The organism is Agrobacterium sp. SUL3 (assembly GCF_001263295.1).
GTDB classification, from domain to species: Bacteria; Pseudomonadota; Alphaproteobacteria; order Rhizobiales; family Rhizobiaceae; genus Agrobacterium; species Agrobacterium tomkonis.
This window is the reverse complement of record NZ_KQ414498.1, coordinates 380,823-404,402: the sequence shown is the minus strand read 5'-3', so window position 1 is coordinate 404,402 and position 23,580 is coordinate 380,823. Positions and strand designations below refer to the sequence as shown.

The window sequence follows — 23,580 nt, the reverse complement described above, 5'->3', positions numbered from 1 at the left end:
CACGCAGGTTGGCGATGGTCTATAGCAGCGACGCCGGAAAAAATCGATTGGCATGTTCGGTTTTGCTTGAATTTTCAAAAAAGCCCTTCATTACCTCGCCAATCGCCTCATTTCCGTGAGACGCTGCTGGAAAAGATGCCGAAGATCGGCGACGGACATACCGGTTAAGGACAGGGGACTATCTCGTGAAATATGTATCGACCCGGGGTGCGGCCCCTTCGCTTGGTTTCTGCGACGCGCTTCTGGCGGGCCTTGGCCGTGACGGCGGGCTATACGTGCCGCGCGAATGGCCTTCCATGACGAAGAAGGAAATCCGCAACCTGCGCGGCAAGTCCTATCAGGACGTCGCCTTCGAGGTTCTCCATCGTTTCACCGGCGGCGAAATTCCGGCCGACAAGTTCAGGGCGATGATCGACGACGCCTATGCGACCTTCCGTCATCCGGCCGTCGCGCCGCTGACGCAGACCGGCCCGAACACCTTCGTGCTGGAGCTTTTCCACGGCACCACGCTCGCCTTCAAGGACGTGGCGATGCAGCTTCTCGCCCGCCTGATGGACTATACGCTGGCTGAGCGCGGCGAGCGCGCCACTATTGTCGGCGCCACCTCGGGCGATACCGGCGGCGCGGCGATCGACGCCTTTGCCGGCCGCGAGCGCACCGACATTTTCATCCTTTTCCCGAACGGCAAGGTCTCGCCGGTGCAGCAGCGCCAGATGACCACCTCCACCGCTTCCAACGTGCATGCGCTGGCGATCAACGGCAATTTCGACGATTGCCAGACGCTGGTCAAAGAAATGTTCAACGACGTGAAGTTCCGCGATGGCGTGAAGCTTTCCGGCGTCAACTCCATCAACTGGGCGCGTATCATGGCGCAGGTGGTTTATTACTTCACCGCGTCTCTGTCGCTCGGCGGACCGGACCGGAAGGTGTCCTTCACCGTTCCAACCGGTAATTTCGGCGATATCTTCGCGGGTTACGTCGCCAAGAAGATGGGCCTGCCGATCGACAAGCTGGTCATCGCCACCAATGACAACGACATTCTGGCGCGCACGCTGAAGACCGGCCGTTACGAGATGCGCGGCGTCAAGCCCACCACCTCGCCTTCCATGGACATCCAAATCTCGTCCAACTTCGAACGCCTGCTGTTTGAAGCCTATGACCGCGATTCCGCGGCGGTGAAGGCATCGATGGATGGTCTGAAGCAGTCCGGTGCGTTTGAAATTCCGCCGAAGGCACTGAAATTCATCAGACGCGACTTCCGCGCCGGCCGCGCCACCGAAAAGCAGGTGGCGGCGACCATCCGCGAGACGCTTGAGAAAACCGGCTATCTGATCGACCCGCATACGGCGACCGGTGTTTTCGTGGCGGAAAAGCACGAAAAAGCGGGAAGCCCGATGGTGGTTCTGTCTACCGCCCACCCGGCTAAATTCCCGGCCGCTGTAAAATCCGCTTGCGCAATCGAGCCTGCGCTTCCAGTATGGCTAGCTGACATTATGAACCGGGAGGAGCGTTTCGACATTCTGGACGCAGAGCTGAAAGCCGTGGAAACCTTCATTGGCCAACATGCACGCGCCGGCAAATAGAGACGCGGAAAGACGTTGAGTATGAGAGTTAATGTGACCCGGCTTTCGTCCGGGTTGACCGTTGTGACGGAAAGAATGCCGCATCTCGAAAGTGTTGCTCTTGGGGTGTGGATCAAATCCGGGTCCCGCAACGAGACGACTGCCGAACACGGCATCGCCCATCTACTCGAACATATGGCGTTCAAGGGCACGGCGCGCCGCACCGCCCGGCAGATCGCCGAAGAGATCGAAAATGTCGGCGGCGAAGTCAACGCCGCGACATCGACGGAAACAACCTCCTATTACGCCCGCGTCCTCAAGGACCATGTTCCGCTCGCCGTCGATATCCTTGCCGATATTCTGACGGAATCTCTCTTCGACGAAGACGAGCTGGAGCGGGAGAAAAACGTCATCCTCCAGGAAATCGGCGCTGCGACCGATACGCCCGACGACGTGATCTTCGACAATTTCTCCGGTGTCGCCTATCGCGACCAGACCATTGGCCGCCCGATCCTCGGCACGCCGGACACCGTGCAATCCTTCACGACAGGCCAGATCAGACATTATCTCGCCCGCAACTACACGACGGATCGCATCTTCGTCGTTGCCGCCGGCGCTGTCGATCACGAAAGCTTCGTGAAGCAGGTGGAAGAGCGTTTCGCCTCGCTGCCGCAACTGCCCATCGCCACGCCCGTGCTTGAGAAGGCGATCTATACCGGCGGCGAAATCCGCGAAACTCGCGACCTCATGGACGCGCAGGTGCTTTTAGGCTTCGAGGGCAAGGCCTATCACGCCCGCGATTTTTATTGCTCGCAGATTCTCGCCAATATTCTCGGTGGCGGCATGTCGTCCCGTCTGTTCCAGGAAGTGCGCGAATATCGCGGCCTCTGCTATTCGGTCTATGCCTTCCATTGGGGCTTTTCCGATACCGGTATCTTCGGCGTGCATGCGGCCACCGGCAGCAATGACCTGCCGGAACTGGTGCCCGTCATTCTCGATGAGCTGCGCAAATCGTCGCAGACCATCCATCAGGAAGAAATCGACCGCGCCCGGGCGCAGATCCGCGCGCAATTGCTGATGGGGCAGGAAAGCCCAGCCGCCCGTGCGGGGCAGATGGCCCGGCAGATGATGCTTTACGGCCGGCCCATTCCCAATGAGGAGATGATGGAGCGCCTCGGCGACATCACGCGTGAACGCCTGACCGATCTTGCGGGACGGCTGTTTTTCGATACAGTTCCGACATTGTCCGCAATTGGCCCGCTTGAACATCTGCCGCCTCTTTCAGACATCACTGCCGCGCTTTCTGCGCAGCAGCCTGCAAGGATAAAGGCGAACGGCTGAGAAAATGGCGGTTTCTTCCGCACAGGGATGGTGAATGCTGCGTTTTCTTTCCCGACATAACGACACGCCTGAACTGCGCAGCGCCGACCATCTTCTCAGACTGCCGCGCTACAGCGATTTCAAGCAATGGCATGTGCTGCGCTCCGAAAGCCGGCAGTTTCTTCAGCCCTGGGAACCCACCTGGCGCCCTGATGAACTGACCGAAGGCTCCTTTCGCATGCGCGTGGTGCGCAACGGGCAGGAGTTTTCTTCCGGCACCGCGGTCTCGTTTCTGCTGTTCGAAAAGGAGACCCTCCTCGTCGGCGGCATCACCATCGGTTACATCCGCCGGGGTGCCGCGCAAAGCTGTATGATCGGCTATTGGACAGGCGAACGGCACGCCGCAAAAGGCCATATGTCTGCCGCATTAAAATTGGTAATACCCTATATCTTCAACGGACTTCAGTTGCACCGTATCGAGGCAGCCTGTATTCCGGAAAACTTCAAAAGCATCCGGCTTCTCGAAAATGCCGGGTTCCAGCGGGAAGGTCTCTTGCGGGAATATCTGAAAATCAATGGCCAATGGCGGGATCATATGATGTTTTCCCTTCTTGCCGACAAGCAAAGCTCCGGCGGAACGAAGTACGATACATGACCTACATTCACCCTGAGCCATGCCTTGCGAAACGTCTGGCGGCAATCGCGCTGGCTGTACCGTTTTTCCTGCTGTTCCTGCTTTTCTCTTCTTATTCCTACGCTTTCGAGCCGGTGAAGATTTCCCGCGACGACACGGCGCTTGATCTGACTGCCACCACCGATATCTATGCCAACCAGGGCGAAGCCTTTCAGGTCTCGACCGCGCCCGGCCCCGACGGCATCCGCCGCCGTATCGAGGTGCGCGCCAGTTCCACCGACCACCAGGGCGACTGGGCGGTTTTCGCGCTCGCCAACGTGTCGGAAGAACAGCTGGAGCGCGTCATCGTCGCCCCGCATTTCCGCCTCGTGAATTCCAAGCTGTTCTGGCCCGATCTCGGCTCGCAGCGCATCATGGCGATTACGCCGAGCGAAGGCTTCGCGCTCGACCGGCAGCCGAGCCCGGATGCCGACGTGTTCCGCATCACGCTCAATCCCGGCTCCGTCATCACCTTCGTTGCCGAGCTTTCCACGCCGCAGCTGCCGCAGCTTTATCTGTGGGAACCGGAAGCCTACAAGGACACGATCAACGCCTTTACGCTCTATCGCGGCATCGTGCTCGGCATTGCCGGCCTGCTGGCCGTACTTTTGACCATCCTTTTCGTGGTTAAGGGTACTTCGGTTCTGCCGGCGTCCGCAGCACTCGCCTGGGCGGTTCTGGCCTATATCTGCGTCGATTTCGGCTTTCTCGAAAAGCTCATCACCGTCACCTCAAGCGACCAACGAATATGGAGGGCGGGTGCCGAAGTGGCACTCGCCTCCAGCTTCGTGGTCTTCCTCTTCACCTATCTCAACCTCAACCGATGGCATGCGCATCTGGGTTATGCGACCTTTGCCTGGGTCGTGGGCCTGGCGCTGCTGTTCGGCGTTGCCATTTACGATCCGTCGGTCGCCTCGGGCATCGCCCGCGTGTCCTTTGCGCTGACGGCAACCGCGGGCATCGCCCTCATCATCTATCTCGGCTTCAACAAATATGACCGGGCCATTTTGCTGGTCCCCTCCTGGGCGCTGATTCTCGTCTGGCTGTTTGGCAGCTGGCTGACGGTGACGGGGCAGCTGGACAACGACATCGTGCAGCCGGCGCTTGGCGGCGGGCTGGTGCTGATCGTGCTTCTGATCGGTTTTACCGTGATCCAGCACGCCTTTGCCGGCAGCGCTTATCAGCAGGGTCTGTTTTCCGACCTCGAACGCCAGTCGCTGGCCCTGACGGGCAGCGGCGACACGGTCTGGGACTGGGATGTGACGCGTGACCGTATCGTCACCACGCCTGACATTTCCAACCGGCTTGGGCTGGAACCCGGCACCATGCATGGCGCTGCGCGCAACTGGCTGCCGCGCCTGCACCCAGACGATCGCGACCGGTTCAAAGCGACGCTCGACGTGCTGCTCGACCATCGCAAGGGCCGCCTCAACCACGAATTCCGCATTCGCGCCGAAGACGGGCATTTCCACTGGCTGCAAATCCGCGCCCGTCCGGTTCTCGGCTCCAACGGCGAGATCATCCGCTGCGTCGGCACCATCACCGATATTACCGAGCAGAAAAATTCGGTCGAGCGGCTGTTGCAGGATGCGATGAACGACAATCTGACCGGGCTTCCGAACCGGCAGGTCTTCCTCGACCGCCTGCAATCGATCCTCAATCTCTCGCCCGACAGCGAGGGCGTACGCCCGACCGTGATGGCGATCGATATCGACCGTTACAAGCTGGTCAATGATACGCTCGGCATTGCTGCCGGCGACAATATCCTCATCGCACTGACCCGGCGTCTGCGCCGTCTGCTGAAACCGCAGGATACGCTGGCGCGTCTCGGTGGTGATGAATTCGGCCTTATCCTGACCTCGGAGCGCGATCCGCAGCGTGTCGCCGATTTTGCCGATGCGGTGAACAAGGCGATCATGGTGCCGATCAATTTCGCCAATCGCGAAATCATCCTCACCGCCTCCATCGGCCTCGTTTCGTGGATCGACCAGCAGGAAAGTGCGGCCGGTCTGCTCAGCGACGCGGAGCTGGCCATGTACCGCGCCAAGCGCGCCGGCGGCAACCGCGTCGAACCGTTCCGCCCCGCCTTCCGCACCTCAGGCACCGACCGCCTGCAGATGGAAAGCGACCTGCGCCGCGCCATCGAGCGCAAGGAGCTGTCGCTCGCCTATCAGCCGATCGTCAAGCTTGATGACGGTGAGCTGGCCGGCTTCGAGGCGCTGATGCGCTGGGAGCACCCCAAGCGCGGCAATATTCCGCCAAGCGAGTTCATTCCGATTGCGGAAGCCTCCGGCCTGATCGAACCGCTCGGCATGTTCGCGCTCGAACGGGCGGCCACCGACCTGATGGACTGGCAACATGCCATCGAGAAGATGCCGATCTTCATTTCCGTCAATATTTCCAGCGCGCAATTGCTGAACAACGAATTGTACAACGATGTGCGTGGCATGCTGACCCGCACGCGTTGCAATCCGCAGCAGCTGAAGCTGGAACTGACGGAATCCGTCGTCATGGAAAATCCGGAACAGGCGCGGCTTGTACTTTCCAAGCTGAAGGAAACGGGCTTGAGCCTCGCCATGGACGATTTCGGCACCGGCTATTCGTCACTCGCCTATCTCACCCGCTTCCCCTTCGACACCATCAAGCTCGACAAGGCGCTGGTGGCCAATACCAGCGACAAGCGCAACGTGCTCCTGCGCTCCGTCATCGCCATGGCGCGCGCGCTCGACATGCAGGTGGTGGCGGAAGGCATCGAAACGCCTGAAGATGCGGCCGAGCTTTCACGCATGAACTGCCATTTCGGCCAGAGTTTCCTGTTCGGCACCCCTGTCTCGGGCGATGCGGCGCTGAAGCTGCTGCGGGAGCGGTTCCAGCCGACGAAGCGGGCTTCGTAAGGGGGCCGACCTGGGGTGATGAAGGCTGATGCCCCGCCACCTCCGTCATTCCGGCCTTGAGCCGGAATCCAGCCAACGGGCGTCTGCCCGGTGGAAAGACTCCTTTCAGCCCAAGGACTTGGGCTGGCTGGATACCGGCTCAAGGCCGGTATGACGGGAGAAGGAATCGGTGCGTCTCCTGATCAGGACTTCCCCCGGCCGGGCATTCACTGCACTACCGCATTCTGCCCTGCCATCGGCGCTTCATCCGCCGCCACCTTCCCATGCAGGAGGTCATGAATGAACTCCATCTTGGTCACCACCGGCGGCGTCAGCACGAAGGGGTAGAGGTCCGCCTCCCCCATGCTGCGCTGGATGGAATTGATGGCGACACTGAGCGGGATCCAGGCCTTGACCAACTGTGCGGCACTGCGGGCATTGTAAGGATCGAATGTCACTTCGGCTGCCATTTCCTCATGCCCATCAGGATCGATTGCGACGCCGAAGGCGCGGGCGGTCTCAAGCGTATCGACGATATGCAGGTAATGGGCGAAACATTCGGCGAAATCCTCCCAGGGGTGGACGGAGGCGTAAGAGCTTATGAACGTCTCCTGCCAGTCGAGGCGCGGCCCCTGTTCGTAATTGCGTTGCAGCGCCGCAGCGTAATCCTCGCGGTCATCACCGAACACCGCGCGGCAGGCCTCCAGGCGGTTCGCATCGCGCACCAGCTTGTTCCAGATGAAGTGCCCGACCTCATGGCGGAAATGGCCAAGCAGGGTGCGATACGGCTCATTCATGTTGGTACGCACCTGCTCGCGCGTCACATCGTCGGCTTCCGCGGCGCGGATTGCGATCAAGCCCTCATCATGCCCGGTCATCGCCGGAATAACCGAGCCATCGGGTGCCACTTCATCGACCAGAAAGTCGAAGACAAGTCCACCGGCCGGATCAACATCACGGTTGGGATGTGGCAGGCCAAGCCGCAGGATCGAATAAAACAGGTGCCGCTGCGCCTGGCTGATGCGGCGCCACTGTTCGATCCCCTGCTCCGTGGCGATGTCCGGCACCAGACGATTATGGCTGCAGGCGGGGCAGAAGGCACTGTCGCTTTCCGCCGGCACCGCCCAATTGCAGATGTCGTTCACCTCATTGGCGCAGAAACGCACCTGTCTTTGCGGCTCGCCGACGATCTGCCAGTTCGGTTCGCCGGCCGGCGCCAGCGCTTCCATGGAAAGGCGCTCCGGCACGAAGGCAAGGCGATGACCGCAGGAGACGCAGAAACGATTGTCAAAATGGGCCGGCTGGCCGCAGGATGCGCAGGAAAAAAGTCTCATTGATGAAACCCTTGCGATGGATCAGTTGGGAGAAGGCAAACATACGATGTCACCATGAACGGCGTAACAAACCCGTCGTTCCGGCATCGCATACGACAAGAGCGCATGTGCGATAACACATGCGCTCCAAGCGCCGCATCGTTAGAGAGGCGGAAGACTGTCAGACGGCATTACATCCGGTCGACAGCGCCCTTGACGGCATCCTTGGCCTTGCCAACACTCTTCTGTACCTTGCCCTTGGTTTCCTGGGCGGCACCCTTGGCGCGCAGCTCGTTATTGCCGGTGGCTTCGCCGACGCTCTTCTTGACCTTGCCAGCAACTTCGTTTGCCGTACCGGAAATCTTGTCTGATGTGCTACCCATCTTACTGCTCCCTAGTTGAGCCGTACTGTCTGTCCGGCTTTCCGGGTGACTAACGTGAGGGGGCAGGATTTGGTTCCCACCTATAATGATATGCGGGCGGCAGAAAATATACGCCCGCCAAATTTACGCGTGGCCGGCATCGGTGGAGAGCATGCGCGCATCAACGCCCATCAGGGCCAGCGCCCGCTCATATTTATTGTCCAGCCCGCGATCGAAAATCAGATCTTCCGCCGCCGGGCAGTTGAGCCAGCCATTATTGGCGATCTCGTTTTCCAGCTGGCCGGGTCCCCAGCCGGCATAACCGAGCAGCATGGTGGCCCTTTGCGGGCCACGGCCGTTGGAAATGGCGCGGACGATATCCAGTGTCGCCGTCAGCGAAATATCGTCGCTGACGGGTATGCTGGATTCGCTCAAGTAATCATCGGAATGCAGCACGAAGCCACGGCCGGATTCGACCGGTCCGCCGCACTGGATGGGAAATTCGCGGGTACGGTTGGGTAGCATGATGGCGTCATTGCTATCCACCAGTTTCAGATGCAGCAGAATGTCCGTAAACGTGATCTGCTGCGGCCGGTTGATGATGAAGCCCATGGCGCCGGCATCCGAATGGGCACAGATATAGATCACCGCACGGGCAAAATTACCGTCGTCCAGCCCCGGCATCGCCATGAGGAACTGACCGTCGAGAAAGCCACGTTCGCGTTTGTCCATCAGGGTTGAAAAGCTCACCGGCGCCTCCAGCAGACCGAATTCCGTGATTGAACGGAAAACGGCGTTCGCACTTCGACAAGGGACAGGATGCGGCATAGCGTGCCATCAATCAACCGAAAATGATGAACCCCACGAATTCGTAACTGGTCGGCCGGGCAATGTTGGGTTAGACGGGAAGCATGAGCGTCAGGACATTCTTCCGATTTTCACATCTTCGTTTCGCGGCCCTGTTTGCCGCTCTCCTCGGCGGCACGCAAGCCGCCCGGGCCGAAATTACCGATTGGGCCAGAAGCGAAGGCGGCCAGATGCGGGTGGCAAGCCTTGCCATGGATGCGGACGGCGTGGTGCGCGGCGTATTGCAGATTGAGCCGAAAGACGGCTGGATCACCTATTGGCGCGAGCCGGGAGAAGCCGGCATACCGCCGAAGATCACGCTTGATCCGGCAAGCGGTGTTACGCTTGCCACCATGGCCTATCCCGTTCCCAAGCTCATCGAAAATGGCGACATTACCGATATCGGCTACGACCATGCCGTCAGTCTGCCTTTTCAGCTGAAAGCCGCCGACCCGGCGGCCAGCGGAAAGATCGACCTCACCGCCTTTATCGGCGTGTGCCAGAATATCTGCATTCCCTTCGAGGCGACATTCTCCATCGACCGCGGCAATGCGGGTGATGACGATGGCGAGGAACGGCGTCTGCTGGAGGAAGCCCGCGAAACGCTGCCCGAAGCCGCCTCCGACGATTTCAAGGTCACCGATTTCCACATCACGCCCGACAAGACCATGCTCGGCGTGCAACTGCAATTGCCGGAAAACGCGCCGAAGGAAACCGAGATCTTCATCGCCGGTCCCTCTGGCTTTGCCTATTACGAGCCGCAGAACATGGTGCGCGACAAGCGCAAGCTGTCCTTTTACATGAACATCAAGGGCCTGCCGAAAACCTATCAGGTGCCGGGCAATAGCTGGCCTATCCTGGTCAAATCCGGCGACCGGGCCATGGAAACGATGCTGAATTTTCCGAAGCCCTGAGCGGTTTTCGCAAGGAGCCGAGCGGCCCTTTCAGGTTAAGCAATTTAACTCGAAAACCGCATGACAGATTTCATTTCCGTGCTCTGGAGCACGTCTGAACGGAACCATCGGGAAGTGCTCCATTTCTTTGTTTTATCGCATCATCCGGACGTAAAACCGCTACGCAATTTTACTGGAAATGCTCTATAGTCGCGCCAACCGAACGACCACAGGAGCATGGACATGACCATCAAGATCGGCGAAAAACTGCCTTCCGCAACCTTCAAGGAAAAGACGGCCGACGGCCCGGTGGAAACCACCACGGATCAGCTTTTCGGCGGCAAGAAGGTCGTTCTTTTCGCCGTACCCGGCGCTTTCACCCCCACCTGCTCGCTGAACCATCTGCCGGGTTACCTCGAAAACCGGGACGCCATTCTCGCCAAGGGCGTGGATGACATTGCCGTGATCGCCGTCAATGACTGGCACGTCATGGGCGCATGGGCACAATCCTCCGGCGGTCAGGGCAAGATCCACTTCCTCGCCGACTGGGACGCGGCCTTCACCAAGGCGCTTGGCCTCGATGCCGATCTTTCCGGCGGCGGGCTTGGCGTGCGCTCCAAGCGTTATTCGATGCTGGTTGAAGACGGCGTGGTGAAGTCGCTGAATGTCGAGGAAAACCCCGGCCAGGCGACGGTCTCGGCTGCTGCGGCGATGATCGAGCAGCTTTGACATTAAGAAGCGGCCTCTTGGCCCTGGGTAAGACGTCATCCTCGGCCCTGTGCCGAGGATCTAACCACGTTCAACTCAATCGAGACGTTGCAGATGCTCGGGACAAGCCCGAGCATGACGGAAGAGAGCGGCCACGCCGCCCTCTCACACGTTCATATCAAACACCAGAAGCCCGGCGAGACCGCCATCGGTGAGCGAGACCAGACGCTCCCCCACTTCCACATGCTGGGGGTGGGCCAGATAGCCGTCGCGGGCCTCGGGGCTTTCCAGCGTCACGATGAAGCCGTCGACAAAACCGCCGTTCAGGCCTTCGGGCGAGACATTCTGGCCGTATTTCACATCGATGATACCGGGTATCACGTCCTTCAGGGCGGCAATCGCCTCGAATATCGCATGTTTTTCAGAGGATGCCGTCGCAGCCTTGAACCGTAGAAATACACAATGCAGGATCATCCGGATTCCTCTCCTCCGTTGGACGCAACGCAGGCGTCCTTGACGACAAGATAAGTCGGGTTTCGGTTTTCACAACCCCGATAAATGCGGCCCGGTTCAAATCGGCGCGGGTCAAATCGCCCCTGACTGGGCCGAGCGGAAATAAAGCAGGCTTGCGTTACCGGCGTTTGAAGGGCTCCATGCCCTTGCGCGCCAATTCGTCGGCGCGCTCGTTTTCCGGGTGGCCGGCATGGCCCTTGACCCAGTGCAGGGTAACCTTGTGGCGCTCCTGTGCCGCCTCAAGCGCCTGCCAGAGCTCGACATTTTTGACCGGCTTGTTATCGGCGGTCTTCCAGCCCTTCTTTTTCCAGCCGAAAATCCACTTGGTAATGCCGTCCTTGACATAGGCGCTGTCGGTATAAAGATCGACCTCGCAGGGGCTCTTTAATGCGTTGAGTGCGGAAATCGCCGCCAGCAGCTCCATGCGGTTATTGGTGGTCTCGGCCTCGCCGCCGGACAGTTCCTTCTCCACCTCGCCATAACGCAACACAGCGCCCCAGCCGCCGGGACCGGGATTGCCGGAGCAGGCGCCATCGGTGAAAATATCGACATGTTTCATTCGCCCGTCAGCCCATATTCAGCGACATTGGCGATCGCGCGGTGGAACCGCAGCTTGCGCAGATATTCCAGCGGGTCTTTCTTCACCACCAGCGCGCCTTCCGGCGTCGTCAGCCAGTCGTAAAGCCGCGTCAGGAAGAAACGCAGCGCCGAACCGCGAGCCAAGAGCGGCAGCGCTTCCAGTTCCGCCTCGCTCATCGGGCGCACCGACTGGTAACCTTCCAAGAGCGCCTTGCCCTTGGTGACGTTATAGGCGCCATCCTTTTCGAAGCACCAGGCATTGAGGCAGATCGACACGTCATAGGCGAGCAGGTCATTGCAGGCGAAATAAAAATCGATCAGGCCGGACAGCTCGTCACCGAGGAAAAATACATTGTCCTGAAACAGATCGGCATGAATGACACCGGCGGGCAGATCCTTCGGCCAATGGGCAGCGAGATAATCGATCTCGGGACGGATTTCGTCCCTCAAGCCCTTCTCCACCTCGTCGGCGCGGTCTTCCGACTTGTCCCACAGCACCTTCCAGCCTTCAACGGACAGTGCGTTGGGACGCGTGATTTCGAACCCCTCACCCGCCAGATGCATCGCGGCCAGCGCCTTGCCGACTTCGCGGCAATGTTTGGCTTCCGGCTTTCGCAGCCACATGCCTTCAAGGAAGGAAATCAGCGCCGCCGGCCGGCCCGACAATTCGCCCAGCAATTCGCCATCCCTGCGCGGCAGGGGCAAGGGGCAGGACAGGCCCTTGGCAGCCAGATGCTGCATGAGGCCGAGGAAGAACGGCAGATCGTTTTTTTCCACCCGCTTTTCATAAAGCGTCAGAATCAGTGGTTCCTTGGTGGTGTGCAGCAGGAAATTGGAGTTTTCGACACCTTCGGCAATGCCCTTGTAGGAGGTGAGGCTGCCGGTGTCGTATTGCGTGAGGAAATTCCTCAGATCATCTTCGGTGATATCAGTATAAACTGCCAATTTAAAATCTCTTGATGAAGGATGGAATAAGAATCTGGGGGAATGGCAGATGCAAGGTGAGAACCGCTCACCTCGTCGTCACCCTGTTCTAGGCACCGGCGGCGGTCTTCGGCGGCAGCGCATTGCTGGCATTGCCATTAACGAAAGCCATGTCGTCAGTCGTCAGCTCGATGCTGCGCAGCTCGCGGTTGACGAGGAAATGTTCCGTTTCCTCAACCGTCACGGCAAGATCGAGCGTGGTGTCGAAGCGCGCCTTGAAGGCCTCGATGATTTCATCGACGATAACCTCAGGTGCGGATGCGCCAGCCGAAAGACCAACAGTGCGGATATCGCCGATCGTGTCCCAGTCGATTTCCGCCGCCCGCTGCACCAGCACGGAGTGCTTTGCCCCGGCCCGCAGCGCCACTTCCACCAGCCGCTTGGAGTTGGAGGAATTGGGTGCACCGACAACGATGAACAGGTCGCAGCCGGGTGCCGCCTGTTTCACTGCATCCTGGCGGTTGGTGGTTGCGTAACAGATGCTATCGGCGGCGGGCGCCTGAATGGCAGGGAAACGTTCCTGCAAACGGGCAATGACGCCGGCGGTATCATCCACCGACAACGTCGTCTGGGTGACGAAACCAAGATTTTCGCGGTCCACGGGTTCATATGTGCCAGCGTCTTCCACCGTTTCGACCAGCGAGACCGTACCTTCGGGAAGCTGGCCCATGGTGCCGATGACCTCGGGGTGACCCGCATGGCCGATCAGCACCACATGGCGGCCAAGGCGCTGGTGGCGCATGGCCTGCTTGTGAACCTTGGAGACCAGCGGGCATGTGGCGTCGAGATAAAACAGGTTGCGCGCCTGCGCATCTTCAGGCACGGATTTCGGCACCCCATGGGCGGAAAACACCACCGGCTGTTCGCGATGTTCGGCAGGGATTTCATGCAGTTCCTCGACGAAAACCGCACCCTTGGCTTCCAGCCCTTCCACCACATAACGGTTATGCACGATTTCGTGGCGGACATAGACCGGCGCACCATAGGCCTTCAGCGCCAGCACGACGATCTGGATCGCCCTGTCCACGCCCGCGCAAAAGCCGCGCGGTCCGCACAGCCTTATCGTCAAAGGGGGTTTGGAAACGGCGATGTTCATTCGTGCTCCTTGGCCTGCTTCTTGGCGTGCTCCATGCCTTGCCCGATAGCCTGCCCCTTGCCGGGCGGGGCGCGCGTTATTCGTCGCGCGCCTTATGGTTCCGGAAATAGGCAAAACCAACGACGATGACAAGGGCCAGCGCCAAGCCATACCACGTTATCGCATATTGCAGGTGATTGTTGGGCAAATCTATCAGCGTCACTCCGCCCTGCGGCCAGCCGCCGGGGTTCGGTGTATTGTCGGCATCCACGAAAAGGTTGACCAGCCGATTGGAGGGGATATCGACGCTCGAGGCCATCACCGCCAGATCCTTCCAGTAGAAGATGTTCTTGGCGATGTCATTATCCGGCAGCAGTGAAGAGGGCTTTGCGACAAGCGGTGCGCGTGCCAGCCCTGTTATTGCGATCTCGCCGGTTACCTGTCCTTCGGTCCGTTTGGCCTGTTCCTTCATCTCGAAGGGCGCGAAGCCGCGATTGACGAAAAGGATGCGGCCATCGGCAAGCGTGAGCGGCGTATAGATGTAATAACCGGTTCGGCCCTGATGCGTGGCGAAGAAATGGCGCTCGCGGGCGTGATCGAAAGTGCCTGACAGCCTGACCTTGCGATATTCGATATCGCCGCCGCTTTTCGCCATTGCTTCGATATCGGCAAGCGGAACCGGGCTCGCGCTCAGCCGCTCCTCGATATCGGCCATCAGCGCCTCTTTCCAGTAAAGCCGCTTCACCTGCCAGGTACCGAGACCGAGAAGAATGGCTAGCGCCAGCAGCACCAGCGGCGCGGCGAACCAGACCCGTCTTTCCGCCGCCTTCATGTGGGAAACCTCATTCACGATCAAGCCTGCCTTCGCTCGCATTGTTGCGATATTGCAGCGCAATCATGATCCCCTTCAGCTTGCGCAGCAGCACGAGCGAGACAATCACCGTAAACGGCAACCAGAGCATGACATGCACCCAGACGGGTGGCGCAAAACGCTGGTCGAACCAGAGCGCCAGCCCGACAACCAGAAAACCGACGATCAGCATGACGAAGACCGCCGGACCATCACCCGCATCGGCAAAACCATAGTCCAGCCCGCAGGCGCTGCAGGCCGGTTTCGGCGTCAGGAAACCGTCAAACAGCCGGCCGTTACCGCAACGCGGGCAGCAGCCTTTCAAGCCCACCTTGATGGGATCAACAGGCGCGAAATTGCCGTTTGATGGTTCGGACATGATGACCTCCCGCGAAGTTGCCTAACCCCTCCTCCGTCATCCTCGGGCTTGACCCGGGGACCCACGATTTCAGCGGGCTATGGATCCTCGGGTCAAGCCCGAGGATGACGTCAAATCTCTTGGAAGCTTGCCTCAAAACCCGGGCACTTGTTTGTTGCTCGACGGCGCCGCGACTTTCTTCTCCCCGCCGGGGAGAAGGTGGCCCGAAGGGTCGGATGAGGGGGCAAGCTCTCCGGATATCTCCACCCCCGCCCCCTCATCCCGCTGCCGCGGACTTCTCCCCGGCGGGGAGAAGAAACAAGTGGGACCCATCCCCTCACACGCAATGCCTTGCTCCGGGCGAGGCCCTATCCGGCGTCGTTTACCCGTGAACCGGCGCGCCCCAGCCACCCCAGATGTAGATGGCGAAGAACAGGAACAGCCAGACGACGTCAACGAAGTGCCAGTACCAGGCAGCCGCCTCGAAGCCGAAATGCTGCTTGGGCGTGAAACCGCCGGCAATGGCGCGGAACAGGCAGACCAGAAGGAAGACCGTGCCGACAAAGACGTGGAAACCGTGGAAACCGGTGGCCATGAAGAAGGTCGCGCCATAGATCGAGTTCTTGAAATCGAACGGCGCGTGAATGTATTCGTAAACCTGCACGGTGGAGAACAACACGCCGAGCGCCACGGTGAGCGCGAGGCCGCTGATCAGGCCCTTGCGGTCATTATGCAGCAGCGCATGGTGCGCCCAGGTGACGCATGTGCCCGACAGAAGCAGGATGACGGTGTTGTAGAGCGGCAGATGCCAGGGATCGATGACCTCGATGCCCTTGGGCGGCCATTGACCGCCGGTATATTCAAGGCGGGACGCCTGAATGGCTTCGTGCGGGAACAGGCTCGCATCGAAATAGGCCCAGAACCACGCGACGAAGAACATCACTTCCGAAGCGATGAACATGATCATGCCGTAACGCAGATGCAGCGACACGACGCGGGTATGGCTGCCCTCATTGGCTTCCTTGATCGTATCCGCCCACCACGCATACATGGTGTAAAGCACGATGACGAGGCCGATATAGAAAAGCCAGGGGTTGGCGAGTTCCGCACCGAACAGCTTGAAGGAGCCACCCGACAGGTAGCGCATGTAACAGACGCCACCAAAGGTCAGGATGAAGGCGCCGATCGAGGCCAGAAGCGGCCAGGGGCTTGGGTCTATGATGTGGTAATCGTGGTTCTTCTGATGCGTATCTGCCATTGCGACAATCCCCTGGTATCTCTTCCCTGATCCGGCCTCAAGAAGGCCAGATCACCTCTCACAATTTGCTTTCGCCAGATTCAGTCTTTACCGGCAAGGACGCAACCGGTTTTTCGGTTTTGGCCGGATAAAACGTATAGGACAGCGTCAAAGTATGAATGCTCTTGGTTTCGCGCGCCGTGGCGATGTCAGGATCGACGAAAAAGACCACCGGCATTTCCAGTGTTTCGCCCGGCTGCAGCGTCGTTTCGGTGAAGCAGAAACACTCCACCTTGTTGAAATAGGCGCCCGCCTCCATCGGCGTGACATTGAAGACCGCCGTTCCCGTGGTCGCCACGGGTGAGCGGTTCGTCGCCTTGAAGGTGACCTGCACCGTTTCGCCGATCTTCGGCGTGACCTTCCTGTCGACCGGCTGGAAATCCCAATTAAGGCCGTTCGACGTGTTGGCGTCGAAGGTGACGTTGATGGTCTTGTCGAGGATGACGTCGGAATATTGCTCGACGCGCTGGGTCGTGCCGTTATAGCCGGTGACGCGGCAGAACAGCGTATAAAGGGGCACGGCGGCATAGGCCATGCCGATCATGCCGCAGAAAAACACGAGACAGAGTACGAGAATGGAGCGGTTGCTCACACGCTGCTTACCGGTCTCCGCCGTCTGCGCTTCCATATTTGCCATGTTCTCCTCCTCCTCTCCTCCAGTCAGATCGTCAATGTGAGCCGATCTTGATGATGGTGATGATGTAGAACAGCACCACCAGACCGGCGAGCAGGACGCCGAGCGCGATATTGCGCCCACGTCTCGATTTTTTCTGCGCCGCGCTCAGTTCCACCGTTTCCATCACAGAACTCCCGAAATCACGGCCTTCAGGGCCGGAGCGAAATGATCGGCCAGAAGGCCGGAAAAGATGGCGAAGAGGTAAAGCACCGAATAGGCGAACATCTTCTTGGCGGGCAGCATCTTCTCGTCACCCTCAGGCATGCGCCGGACATCGAGCGAACAGTAGATGAAGATCGCACTCAGCACGGCCGCGAAAATGCCGTAACCGCCGCTCGCCAGACCCGTGAAATACGGCGCGACGGCCGCGGCCGCCGTCAGCACGGCGTAAACGATCATCTGGTTCTTGGTGGAGCGTTCGCCGGCCACATTCGGCATCATCGGAATGCCGACGGAGCCGTAATCACGCATCTTGAACAGCGCCAGCGCCCAGAAATGCGCCGGCGTCCATAAAAAGATGATGAGGAACAGGATGATACTATCAAGCGAAACGCCGCCGGTGACACAGGCCCAGCCGAGCATGGGCGGGAAAGCGCCGGCAGCACCGCCGATGACGATGTTCTGCGGCGTCGAGCGCTTCAGCCACATCGTATAAACGACGGCGTAAAAAAAGATGGTGAAGGCGAGCAGACCGGCGGAGAACCAGTTGACCGCAAGGCCGAGGATGACCACCGAAAAGGCCGACAGCGTCAGCCCGAAGGCCAAGGCCTCACGCGGTGCGATACGGCCCGAAGGGATCGGCCGCTTTGCGGTGCGGCTCATCACGGCGTCGATATCGGCATCGTACCACATGTTGAGCGCGCCGGACGCGCCGGCGCCGACGGCGATGCAGAGAATGGCGATGAGCCCAAGCACCGGGTTGATTTCACCCGGCGCCAGCACGAGGCCCGCAAAGGCCGTGAAGACGACGAGCGACATGACGCGCGGTTTCAGCAATTCGAAATAATCGCGCGCGCCGGCTTCCGAGAGTTCGGAGCTTTCAACACCCAGCATGTCGCGATTGTCGATAACGGTCATTTCCTGTCCTGTTTTCCTTCAGATGCCACTTGCCGCGACATCCCTTGCACCGGCCCGAAAACGAATGTGATTTCCGGCATGCGCGATGCGTCAATTCATTGGGTCCGAACGTTTCGGCATGGGCCGCATCGGCCAAAACCGATGTCATTCGCCCGGCCTGTCGCCGCGCCCCCCCCGCCACTCGTCTGCGCCTGCTCATTCATAAAGGCCAAACTTGGCATTTATCACATCCGGGCATGTATCATGTCGGACGACAAGCTTCGCTTGGACAAAATGTCACGCAGCGGCGGACCTCCCGCCTTTGGAAACGGCACGGGCGCAACCACGCCGTCCCCTTTTTTCAGCAACCGGAATGCGCGAGCAGCGCCCGCGCTTTCCGGTCCGGCATTCAGCGAATGCGCGGAAGCTGTTCCCACTGGTGGTAAGGCGGCGGTGAAGACAGCTGCCATTCGAGCGTCGTTGCACCCTCACCCCAGGGATTGTTGCCGGCGATCCGCTTCTTGGCGAAGGCTTCCCAGACGCCGAAGAGGAAGATGCCAACAGCAACGGCCGAGATATAGGAGCCGTAAGAAGACACCAGGTTCCAGCCGGCATAGGCATCGGGATAATCGATGTAGCGGCGCGGCATGCCGGCGAGGCCGAGGAAGTGCTGCGGGAAGAAAATCAGGTTCACGCCGACGAACATGACCCAGAAATGCAGCTTGCCGATGAACTCGCTATACATGTAGCCGGTGATCTTCGGGAACCAGTAATACCAGCCGGCAAAGATCGCGAAGACCGCGCCGAGCGACAGCACGTAGTGGAAGTGGGCCACCACGTAATAGGTGTCATGCAGCGAGCGGTCGAGACCGGCATTGGCGAGCTGCACGCCGGTAACGCCACCGACCGTGAACAGGAAGATGAAGCCGATCGCCCAGATCATCGGTGTCGAGAAGGTCAGCGAACCGCCCCACATGGTCGCGATCCACGAGAAGATCTTGATACCTGTCGGCACCGCGATGACCATGGTGGCGAACACGAAATAACGCTGTGCTTCGAGCGACAGGCCGACCGTATACATGTGGTGCGCCCAGACGATGAAGCCGACCGCGCCGATGGCGACCATGGCATAGGCCATGCCGAGATAACCGAAGACCGGCTTCTTGGAGAAGGTGGAAATGATGTGGCTGATGATGCCGAAGCCGGGCAGGATCAGGATGTACACTTCCGGATGGCCGAAGAACCAGAACAGGTGCTGGTAGAGGATCGGATCACCGCCGCCTTCCGGCGAGAAGAACGCCGTGCCGAAGTTACGGTCGGTCAGAAGCATGGTGATGCCACCCGCCAGAACCGGCAGCGACAGCAGGAGCAGGAATGCGGTGACGAGAACCGACCAGGCAAACAGCGGCATCTTGTGCAGCGTCATGCCCGGGGCGCGCATGTTGAGAATGGTGGTGATGAAGTTGATGGCGCCAAGGATGGAGGACGCGCCGGCGACGTGCAGCGAGAAGATCGCCAGATCCACCGCCGGTCCCGGCATGCCGCTGGTCGATAGCGGCGGATACATGGTCCAGCCGCCGCCCACACCATAAGCACCCGCCGGACCTTCGACGAAGAGCGACAGGAGCAGCAGGATGAAGGCCGGAACGATCAGCCAGAAGGAAATATTGTTGAGGCGCGGGAAAGCCATGTCAGGAGCGCCGATCATGATCGGGATCATCCAGTTGGCAAAACCGCCGATCATCGCAGGCATGACCATGAAGAAGATCATGATGAGCGCATGCGCCGTGGTGAACACGTTGAACATGTGCTTGCCGCCGTCGATGGCGGCGTCGCCCTCGAAGCCGTAAACCATGGAAGCCAGACCGTGGAAGATCTGGATGCCCGGCTCCTGCAGCTCCATGCGCATGACGACCGAAAGCCCGCCGCCGATGATACCAGCCATGATCGCGAAGATCAGGTAGAGCGTGCCGATGTCCTTATGGTTGGTGGACAGGAACCAGCGGGCGAAAAAGCCCGGCTTATGGGAATGATCATGCGAATGATCGTCATGCGCATGCGCGTCTTGACCATGCGAGTGATGATCGTCGTGTGCGGAAGGTCCAGCCATTGTCGTCACTCCAGTCGTCAGTTGGTTTCGTTGGCGGCAACGTCGACCGTGCGCGGAGCGCCGTCGACGGAGGCCATCAGCGCCCGGTTCGCGCCGTTCAGATCTGAAGCGGCGGCGGCGTGCCAGGCGTTGTACTGCTGTTCGGAAACCACCCGAATGGCGATGGGCATGAAGGCGTGGTCCTTGCCGCAAAGCTCGGAACACTGGCCGTAATAAAGGCCTTCCTTCTCCGGCTTGAACCATGTTTCGTTGAGGCGACCCGGAACGGCATCGATCTTGACGCCGAAAGCGGGCATGGCGAAGGCGTGGATGACATCGGTCGGAGCCGCCGTCACCAGAAGGCGAACGGTCTTGCCGACCGGAACGACCATTTCATTGTCTACCGCGAGAAGACGCGGATAGCGGGCCTTGTCCTCCTTGCCCGCAGCAGCGCGATCCTGCTCCTTCAGCAGATAGCTGTCGAAGGAGAGCGGCTCGGCGCCCTCGGCGGCGGCATATTCATAGCTCCACAGCCATTGCGTGGCGGTCGCCTTCAGCGTCAGGTCCGGGTTTTCCGGCTGGGTCAGCTGCGCGTTCAGAAGATTGAACGAAGGGAAAGCAAGGAACAGGAGAATGAGCACCGGCGCCAGCGTCCAAACCACCTCGATCGCCGTGTTATGGCTGGTCTTGGACGCTACCGGATTTTTCGCGGCGCGGAATTTCAGGGCAACGATGATGAGCAGCGCAAGAACGAAAAGCGTAACCGGAACAATGAACCAAAGCGTATATTGTTCGAACCAGCGTATTTCGTGCATGATCGGCGTGGCGGCCTCCTGCATGCCCATTTGCCAATGCACCGGCTGATCGGCGTGGGCGCCGACAGCCGTGAGCAGACAGGTCATCCCCGCCAATGCTGCGTAAATCCTATTCCTCACGGTACCCTCTCCCTCACGCGTCTGATCTAGATCAATCACAGACGCAGAATCCATGCTAATGGTACTAACTTCAAACCACAGTTTGTCCTCTGCCGCAATATGCGTCGGGACACGGATGTCAGCCAATTTTGCCATTGGTCAATTGGCGGTCGACTTTCCCGCACTCCGCACCCGAATGGATAGGCCGCGACCGCTTTCAAACAGTCAAAATGCGGCACAGGCCCTTCTTTCAGAGGGTTTTGCGGCCTGCCAGCGCGGGCCGGACGCGGCGTGGCGGACGGAGAAATTACGGACATAAACAAAGCAGAAAGGTCCTATTTCCGCCCAACTCCGCTGGAATTGAGGTTCCAAGGCTTTTTTTTCCGGATTATGGCGTCAAAATAGCCGCACTGATTCGAATCCCAGAGGTATCCATGCGTCTTTCCCCGCTCGCGCGCACTTTTCTTGCCGCCGCCGGTCTTGCCATCATCGCCCCCGCCGCTGCGGCGCTGGCGCAACAGCAGCCGCCCGGCACGCCGAAGTCGACGCATGGCGCATGGTCTGTCATCTGCGACAAACCGGCGGGTGCGTCGGAAGAACAATGCGCCCTGATGCAGAACGTGATTGCCGACGACCGCCCGGAAGTGGGGCTTTCGGTGGTGGTGCTGAAGACCGCCGACCGCAAGTCGCGCATCCTGCGTATCCTCGCGCCGCTCGGCGTTCTCCTGAAGGACGGCATGGAGCTTTATATCGACAACAATAATATCGGCCGCGCCTATTTCACCCGCTGCTTCTCCGAAGGCTGCTATGTGGAAGTGGATATTGACGATGAGCTGCTGAAGGTTCTGCGCGCCGGCAAGGCCGCCGTTTTTGCGCTGCGTGAATCCGTCGATCAGGACCGTGTCGGCATTCCGATCGAGCTGACCGGCTTTGCCGAAGGCTACGACGCGCTGCCGTAACGCCTCGTCGTCAACGGGCAGCCTTGCGTCTGCCCGCTCCAGTGCCTAAATCGGTCATTGAACGATAATGACTGGAGCCTCCCATGACCGACGATCTTGTAAAACTCTTCGATTGCGATGAAACGCAATTGCGCAAGCTCGTCGGAGAGGCGCTTGCCGGCGCTGACGATGGCGAGCTGTTCATCGAACATGCCCAGGCCGAATCGCTAACCTTCGACAATGGCCGGCTCAAGGGCGGCTCCTTCAACACCGATCAGGGTTTTGGCCTGCGCGCCGTTGCCGGCGAGACGGTGGGTTACGCCCATGCCGGCGAGCTTTCGCAAGGTGCGCTGAAGCGCGCTTCGGATGCAGTCGGCGCTGTCACCCGCGGTTATTCCGGCTCCTATGCCGCCGCGCCCCAGCGCACCAACAAGAAACTTTACGGCGACGAAAACCCGATCGGCAGCCCGAGCTTTGAAGAGAAGGTGAAACTTCTCACCGATATCGACGCCTATCTGCGCGACAAGGACGAAAACGTCCGGCAGGTGACGGCGACGATTTCCGCCAGCTGGCAGGTGGTGGACATACTGCGCGCCGATGGTCATCGCGTCAGCGACATCAGGCCCATGACCCGCATCAACATTTCCGTGGTGGCGGGTGACGGCGACCGGCAGGAAAGCGGCTCCTACGGCATCGGCGGCCGCGTCGGTTTTGGCGATTTCATTACCACGGAAAGCTGGCAGCGCGGTGCGGATGAAGCGTTGCGCCAGGCGCTCGTCAACCTGACCGCCATCGATGCACCGGCCGGCACCATGGATGTGGTGCTCGGCTCCGGCTGGCCGGGCGTGATGCTGCATGAGGCGGTCGGTCACGGTCTGGAAGGCGATTTCAACCGCAAGAAGACATCGGCCTTTGCCGGCCTGATGGGCGAGATGGTGGCCGCCCCCGGCGTGACTGTCGTGGATGACGGCACCATCGACAGCCGTCGCGGCTCACTCACCATCGACGACGAGGGTACGCCTTCCGCTTATAATGTGCTGATCGAGAACGGCAGGCTGGTGGGCTATATGCAGGACCGCCAGAATGCCCGGCTGATGGGCGCAAAGGCCACCGGTAATGGTCGCCGGCAGGGTTATTCGCATGTGCCGATGCCACGCATGACCAATACCTACATGCTATCAGGCGACAAGACGCCCGAGGAGATCATCTCCTCCGTCAGACAAGGCATCTATGCCGTTTCCTTCGGTGGCGGACAGGTGGATATCACCTCAGGCAAATTCGTGTTCGGCTGCACCGAGGCCTACCTCATCGAAAACGGCAGGATCGGCGCGCCGGTAAAGGGCGCCATGCTGATCGGCAACGGACCGGACGCGATGAAGCGCGTATCGATGATCGGCAATGATTCCAAACTCGATACGGGCATCGGTAATTGCGGCAAGGCCGGGCAATGGGTGCCGGTCGGTGTTGGGCAGCCGCATCTGCGCATGGACCAGATCACCGTGGGCGGTACGAAAGCGTAAGGAATTCGGAGTTTGGATCACTACGGTCTGTCCCAAATTCCGTCATACCGGCCCTGAGCCGGTATCCAGCCAACGCGCGTCTGCGCGGCGAGAAGAGTCTTGTCAGCCCAGGGACTTGGGCTAGCTGGATGCCGGATCCAGTCTGGCATGACGGCAGAGAGAGTTGCGGTCACGCGAAACG

General features: G+C 59.8%; 23 protein-coding genes. 8 read left to right on the top strand and 15 right to left on the bottom strand.

Going from position 1 to position 23,580, the window contains the following annotated elements:
- Positions 1-185 precede the first annotated feature (185 nt).
- Genes thrC through AKG12_RS02120 form a run of 4 tightly spaced genes read left to right on the top strand, consistent with a single transcriptional unit; the run spans position 186 to position 6,449 of the window.
- Positions 186-1,583: a threonine synthase gene (thrC, locus tag AKG12_RS02135; RefSeq protein WP_052817430.1), complete on the top strand. Its 1,398-nt coding sequence runs from the start codon at positions 186-188 to the stop codon at positions 1,581-1,583.
- 21 nt (positions 1,584-1,604) lie between these two features.
- Entirely contained in the window at positions 1,605-2,903 is a 1,299-nt protein-coding gene (locus tag AKG12_RS02130) for a M16 family metallopeptidase (RefSeq protein WP_046798520.1), read from the top strand.
- Positions 2,904-2,937: 34 nt separating this feature from the next.
- Positions 2,938-3,537, top strand: coding sequence for a GNAT family N-acetyltransferase (locus AKG12_RS02125; protein ID WP_046798519.1), 600 nt, complete (start codon positions 2,938-2,940; stop codon positions 3,535-3,537).
- On the top strand, positions 3,534-6,449 hold the full coding sequence (locus AKG12_RS02120) for a sensor domain-containing phosphodiesterase (RefSeq protein ID WP_046798518.1): 2,916 nt from the start codon (positions 3,534-3,536) through the stop codon (positions 6,447-6,449). Before AKG12_RS02125 ends, AKG12_RS02120 begins: the two co-directional genes overlap by 4 nt.
- A gap of 206 nt (positions 6,450-6,655) precedes the next feature.
- On the opposite strand, the gene AKG12_RS02115 is transcribed toward AKG12_RS02120, so the two are convergent.
- The 3 genes from AKG12_RS02115 to AKG12_RS02105 form a co-directional block, all read right to left on the bottom strand.
- Positions 6,656-7,762, bottom strand: coding sequence for a zinc-binding metallopeptidase family protein (locus AKG12_RS02115; protein ID WP_052817429.1), 1,107 nt, complete (start codon positions 7,760-7,762; stop codon positions 6,656-6,658).
- Positions 7,763-7,932: 170 nt separating this feature from the next.
- Positions 7,933-8,124 (bottom strand): CsbD family protein, encoded by a 192-nt coding sequence (locus AKG12_RS02110; RefSeq protein WP_046798516.1) that lies wholly within the window; start codon positions 8,122-8,124, stop codon positions 7,933-7,935.
- A gap of 123 nt (positions 8,125-8,247) precedes the next feature.
- Entirely contained in the window at positions 8,248-8,853 is a 606-nt protein-coding gene (locus tag AKG12_RS02105) for a YqgE/AlgH family protein (protein WP_046798927.1), read from the bottom strand.
- A gap of 161 nt (positions 8,854-9,014) precedes the next feature.
- Between AKG12_RS02105 and AKG12_RS02100 the strand changes: the two genes are divergently transcribed.
- Positions 9,015-9,863, top strand: a complete 849-nt coding sequence (locus AKG12_RS02100; RefSeq protein WP_052817428.1) for a protein-disulfide reductase DsbD domain-containing protein — start codon at positions 9,015-9,017, stop codon at positions 9,861-9,863.
- 222 nt (positions 9,864-10,085) lie between these two features.
- Positions 10,086-10,571 carry a peroxiredoxin gene (locus AKG12_RS02095; RefSeq protein ID WP_046798514.1) on the top strand — a complete coding sequence of 162 codons (486 nt, stop codon included), beginning with the start codon at positions 10,086-10,088 and terminating at the stop codon, positions 10,569-10,571.
- Positions 10,572-10,715: 144 nt separating this feature from the next.
- Here the strand turns inward: AKG12_RS02095 and AKG12_RS02090 are convergent, their stop codons facing one another.
- From AKG12_RS02090 to coxB, 12 genes are all read right to left on the bottom strand, one after another.
- Positions 10,716-11,024: a Dabb family protein gene (locus AKG12_RS02090; RefSeq protein ID WP_046798513.1), complete on the bottom strand. Its 309-nt coding sequence runs from the start codon at positions 11,022-11,024 to the stop codon at positions 10,716-10,718.
- 157 nt (positions 11,025-11,181) lie between these two features.
- Positions 11,182-11,622 (bottom strand): ribonuclease HI, encoded by a 441-nt coding sequence (gene rnhA / locus AKG12_RS02085; RefSeq protein ID WP_003494262.1) that lies wholly within the window; start codon positions 11,620-11,622, stop codon positions 11,182-11,184.
- The gene (locus AKG12_RS02080) at positions 11,619-12,587 is read right to left on the bottom strand and encodes a homoserine kinase (protein ID WP_052817427.1); all 969 of its coding nucleotides are present in this window, start codon (positions 12,585-12,587) and stop codon (positions 11,619-11,621) included. Before AKG12_RS02080 ends, rnhA begins: the two co-directional genes overlap by 4 nt.
- Positions 12,588-12,675: 88 nt before the next feature.
- Positions 12,676-13,722 (bottom strand): 4-hydroxy-3-methylbut-2-enyl diphosphate reductase, encoded by a 1,047-nt coding sequence (gene ispH / locus AKG12_RS02075; RefSeq protein ID WP_046798511.1) that lies wholly within the window; start codon positions 13,720-13,722, stop codon positions 12,676-12,678.
- A gap of 76 nt (positions 13,723-13,798) precedes the next feature.
- Positions 13,799-14,533: an SURF1 family protein gene (locus tag AKG12_RS02070; RefSeq protein ID WP_052817426.1), complete on the bottom strand. Its 735-nt coding sequence runs from the start codon at positions 14,531-14,533 to the stop codon at positions 13,799-13,801.
- Between the two features lie 10 nt (positions 14,534-14,543).
- Entirely contained in the window at positions 14,544-14,930 is a 387-nt protein-coding gene (locus AKG12_RS02065; protein WP_052817424.1) for a DUF983 domain-containing protein, read from the bottom strand.
- A gap of 361 nt (positions 14,931-15,291) precedes the next feature.
- The gene (locus tag AKG12_RS02060; RefSeq protein WP_046798508.1) at positions 15,292-16,167 is read right to left on the bottom strand and encodes a cytochrome c oxidase subunit 3; all 876 of its coding nucleotides are present in this window, start codon (positions 16,165-16,167) and stop codon (positions 15,292-15,294) included.
- Positions 16,168-16,225: 58 nt separating this feature from the next.
- The gene (locus AKG12_RS02055) at positions 16,226-16,843 is read right to left on the bottom strand and encodes a cytochrome c oxidase assembly protein (protein ID WP_052817422.1); all 618 of its coding nucleotides are present in this window, start codon (positions 16,841-16,843) and stop codon (positions 16,226-16,228) included.
- A gap of 31 nt (positions 16,844-16,874) precedes the next feature.
- A complete protein-coding gene (locus AKG12_RS30945; RefSeq protein WP_003521105.1) occupies positions 16,875-17,006 on the bottom strand; it encodes a cytochrome c oxidase system small membrane protein in 132 nt (43 codons plus the stop codon).
- Positions 17,006-17,959, bottom strand: coding sequence for a heme o synthase (locus AKG12_RS02045; protein WP_046798506.1), 954 nt, complete (start codon positions 17,957-17,959; stop codon positions 17,006-17,008). Before AKG12_RS02045 ends, AKG12_RS30945 begins: the two co-directional genes overlap by 1 nt.
- Positions 17,960-18,347: 388 nt before the next feature.
- Complete coding sequence (gene ctaD / locus AKG12_RS02040; RefSeq protein ID WP_046798505.1) at positions 18,348-20,048, bottom strand: cytochrome c oxidase subunit I; 1,701 nt, start codon at positions 20,046-20,048, stop codon at positions 18,348-18,350.
- 17 nt (positions 20,049-20,065) lie between these two features.
- The gene (gene coxB, locus AKG12_RS02035) at positions 20,066-20,929 is read right to left on the bottom strand and encodes a cytochrome c oxidase subunit II (RefSeq protein WP_046798504.1); all 864 of its coding nucleotides are present in this window, start codon (positions 20,927-20,929) and stop codon (positions 20,066-20,068) included.
- 446 nt (positions 20,930-21,375) lie between these two features.
- Here coxB and AKG12_RS02030 point away from each other — a divergent pair, with 446 nt between their 5' ends.
- Together AKG12_RS02030 and tldD are read left to right on the top strand one after the other, a co-directional pair.
- Positions 21,376-21,900, top strand: coding sequence for an invasion associated locus B family protein (locus AKG12_RS02030; protein WP_003494243.1), 525 nt, complete (start codon positions 21,376-21,378; stop codon positions 21,898-21,900).
- Between the two features lie 83 nt (positions 21,901-21,983).
- On the top strand, positions 21,984-23,399 hold the full coding sequence (gene tldD, locus AKG12_RS02025; RefSeq protein ID WP_046798503.1) for a metalloprotease TldD: 1,416 nt from the start codon (positions 21,984-21,986) through the stop codon (positions 23,397-23,399).
- Positions 23,400-23,580: the final 181 nt, after the last annotated feature.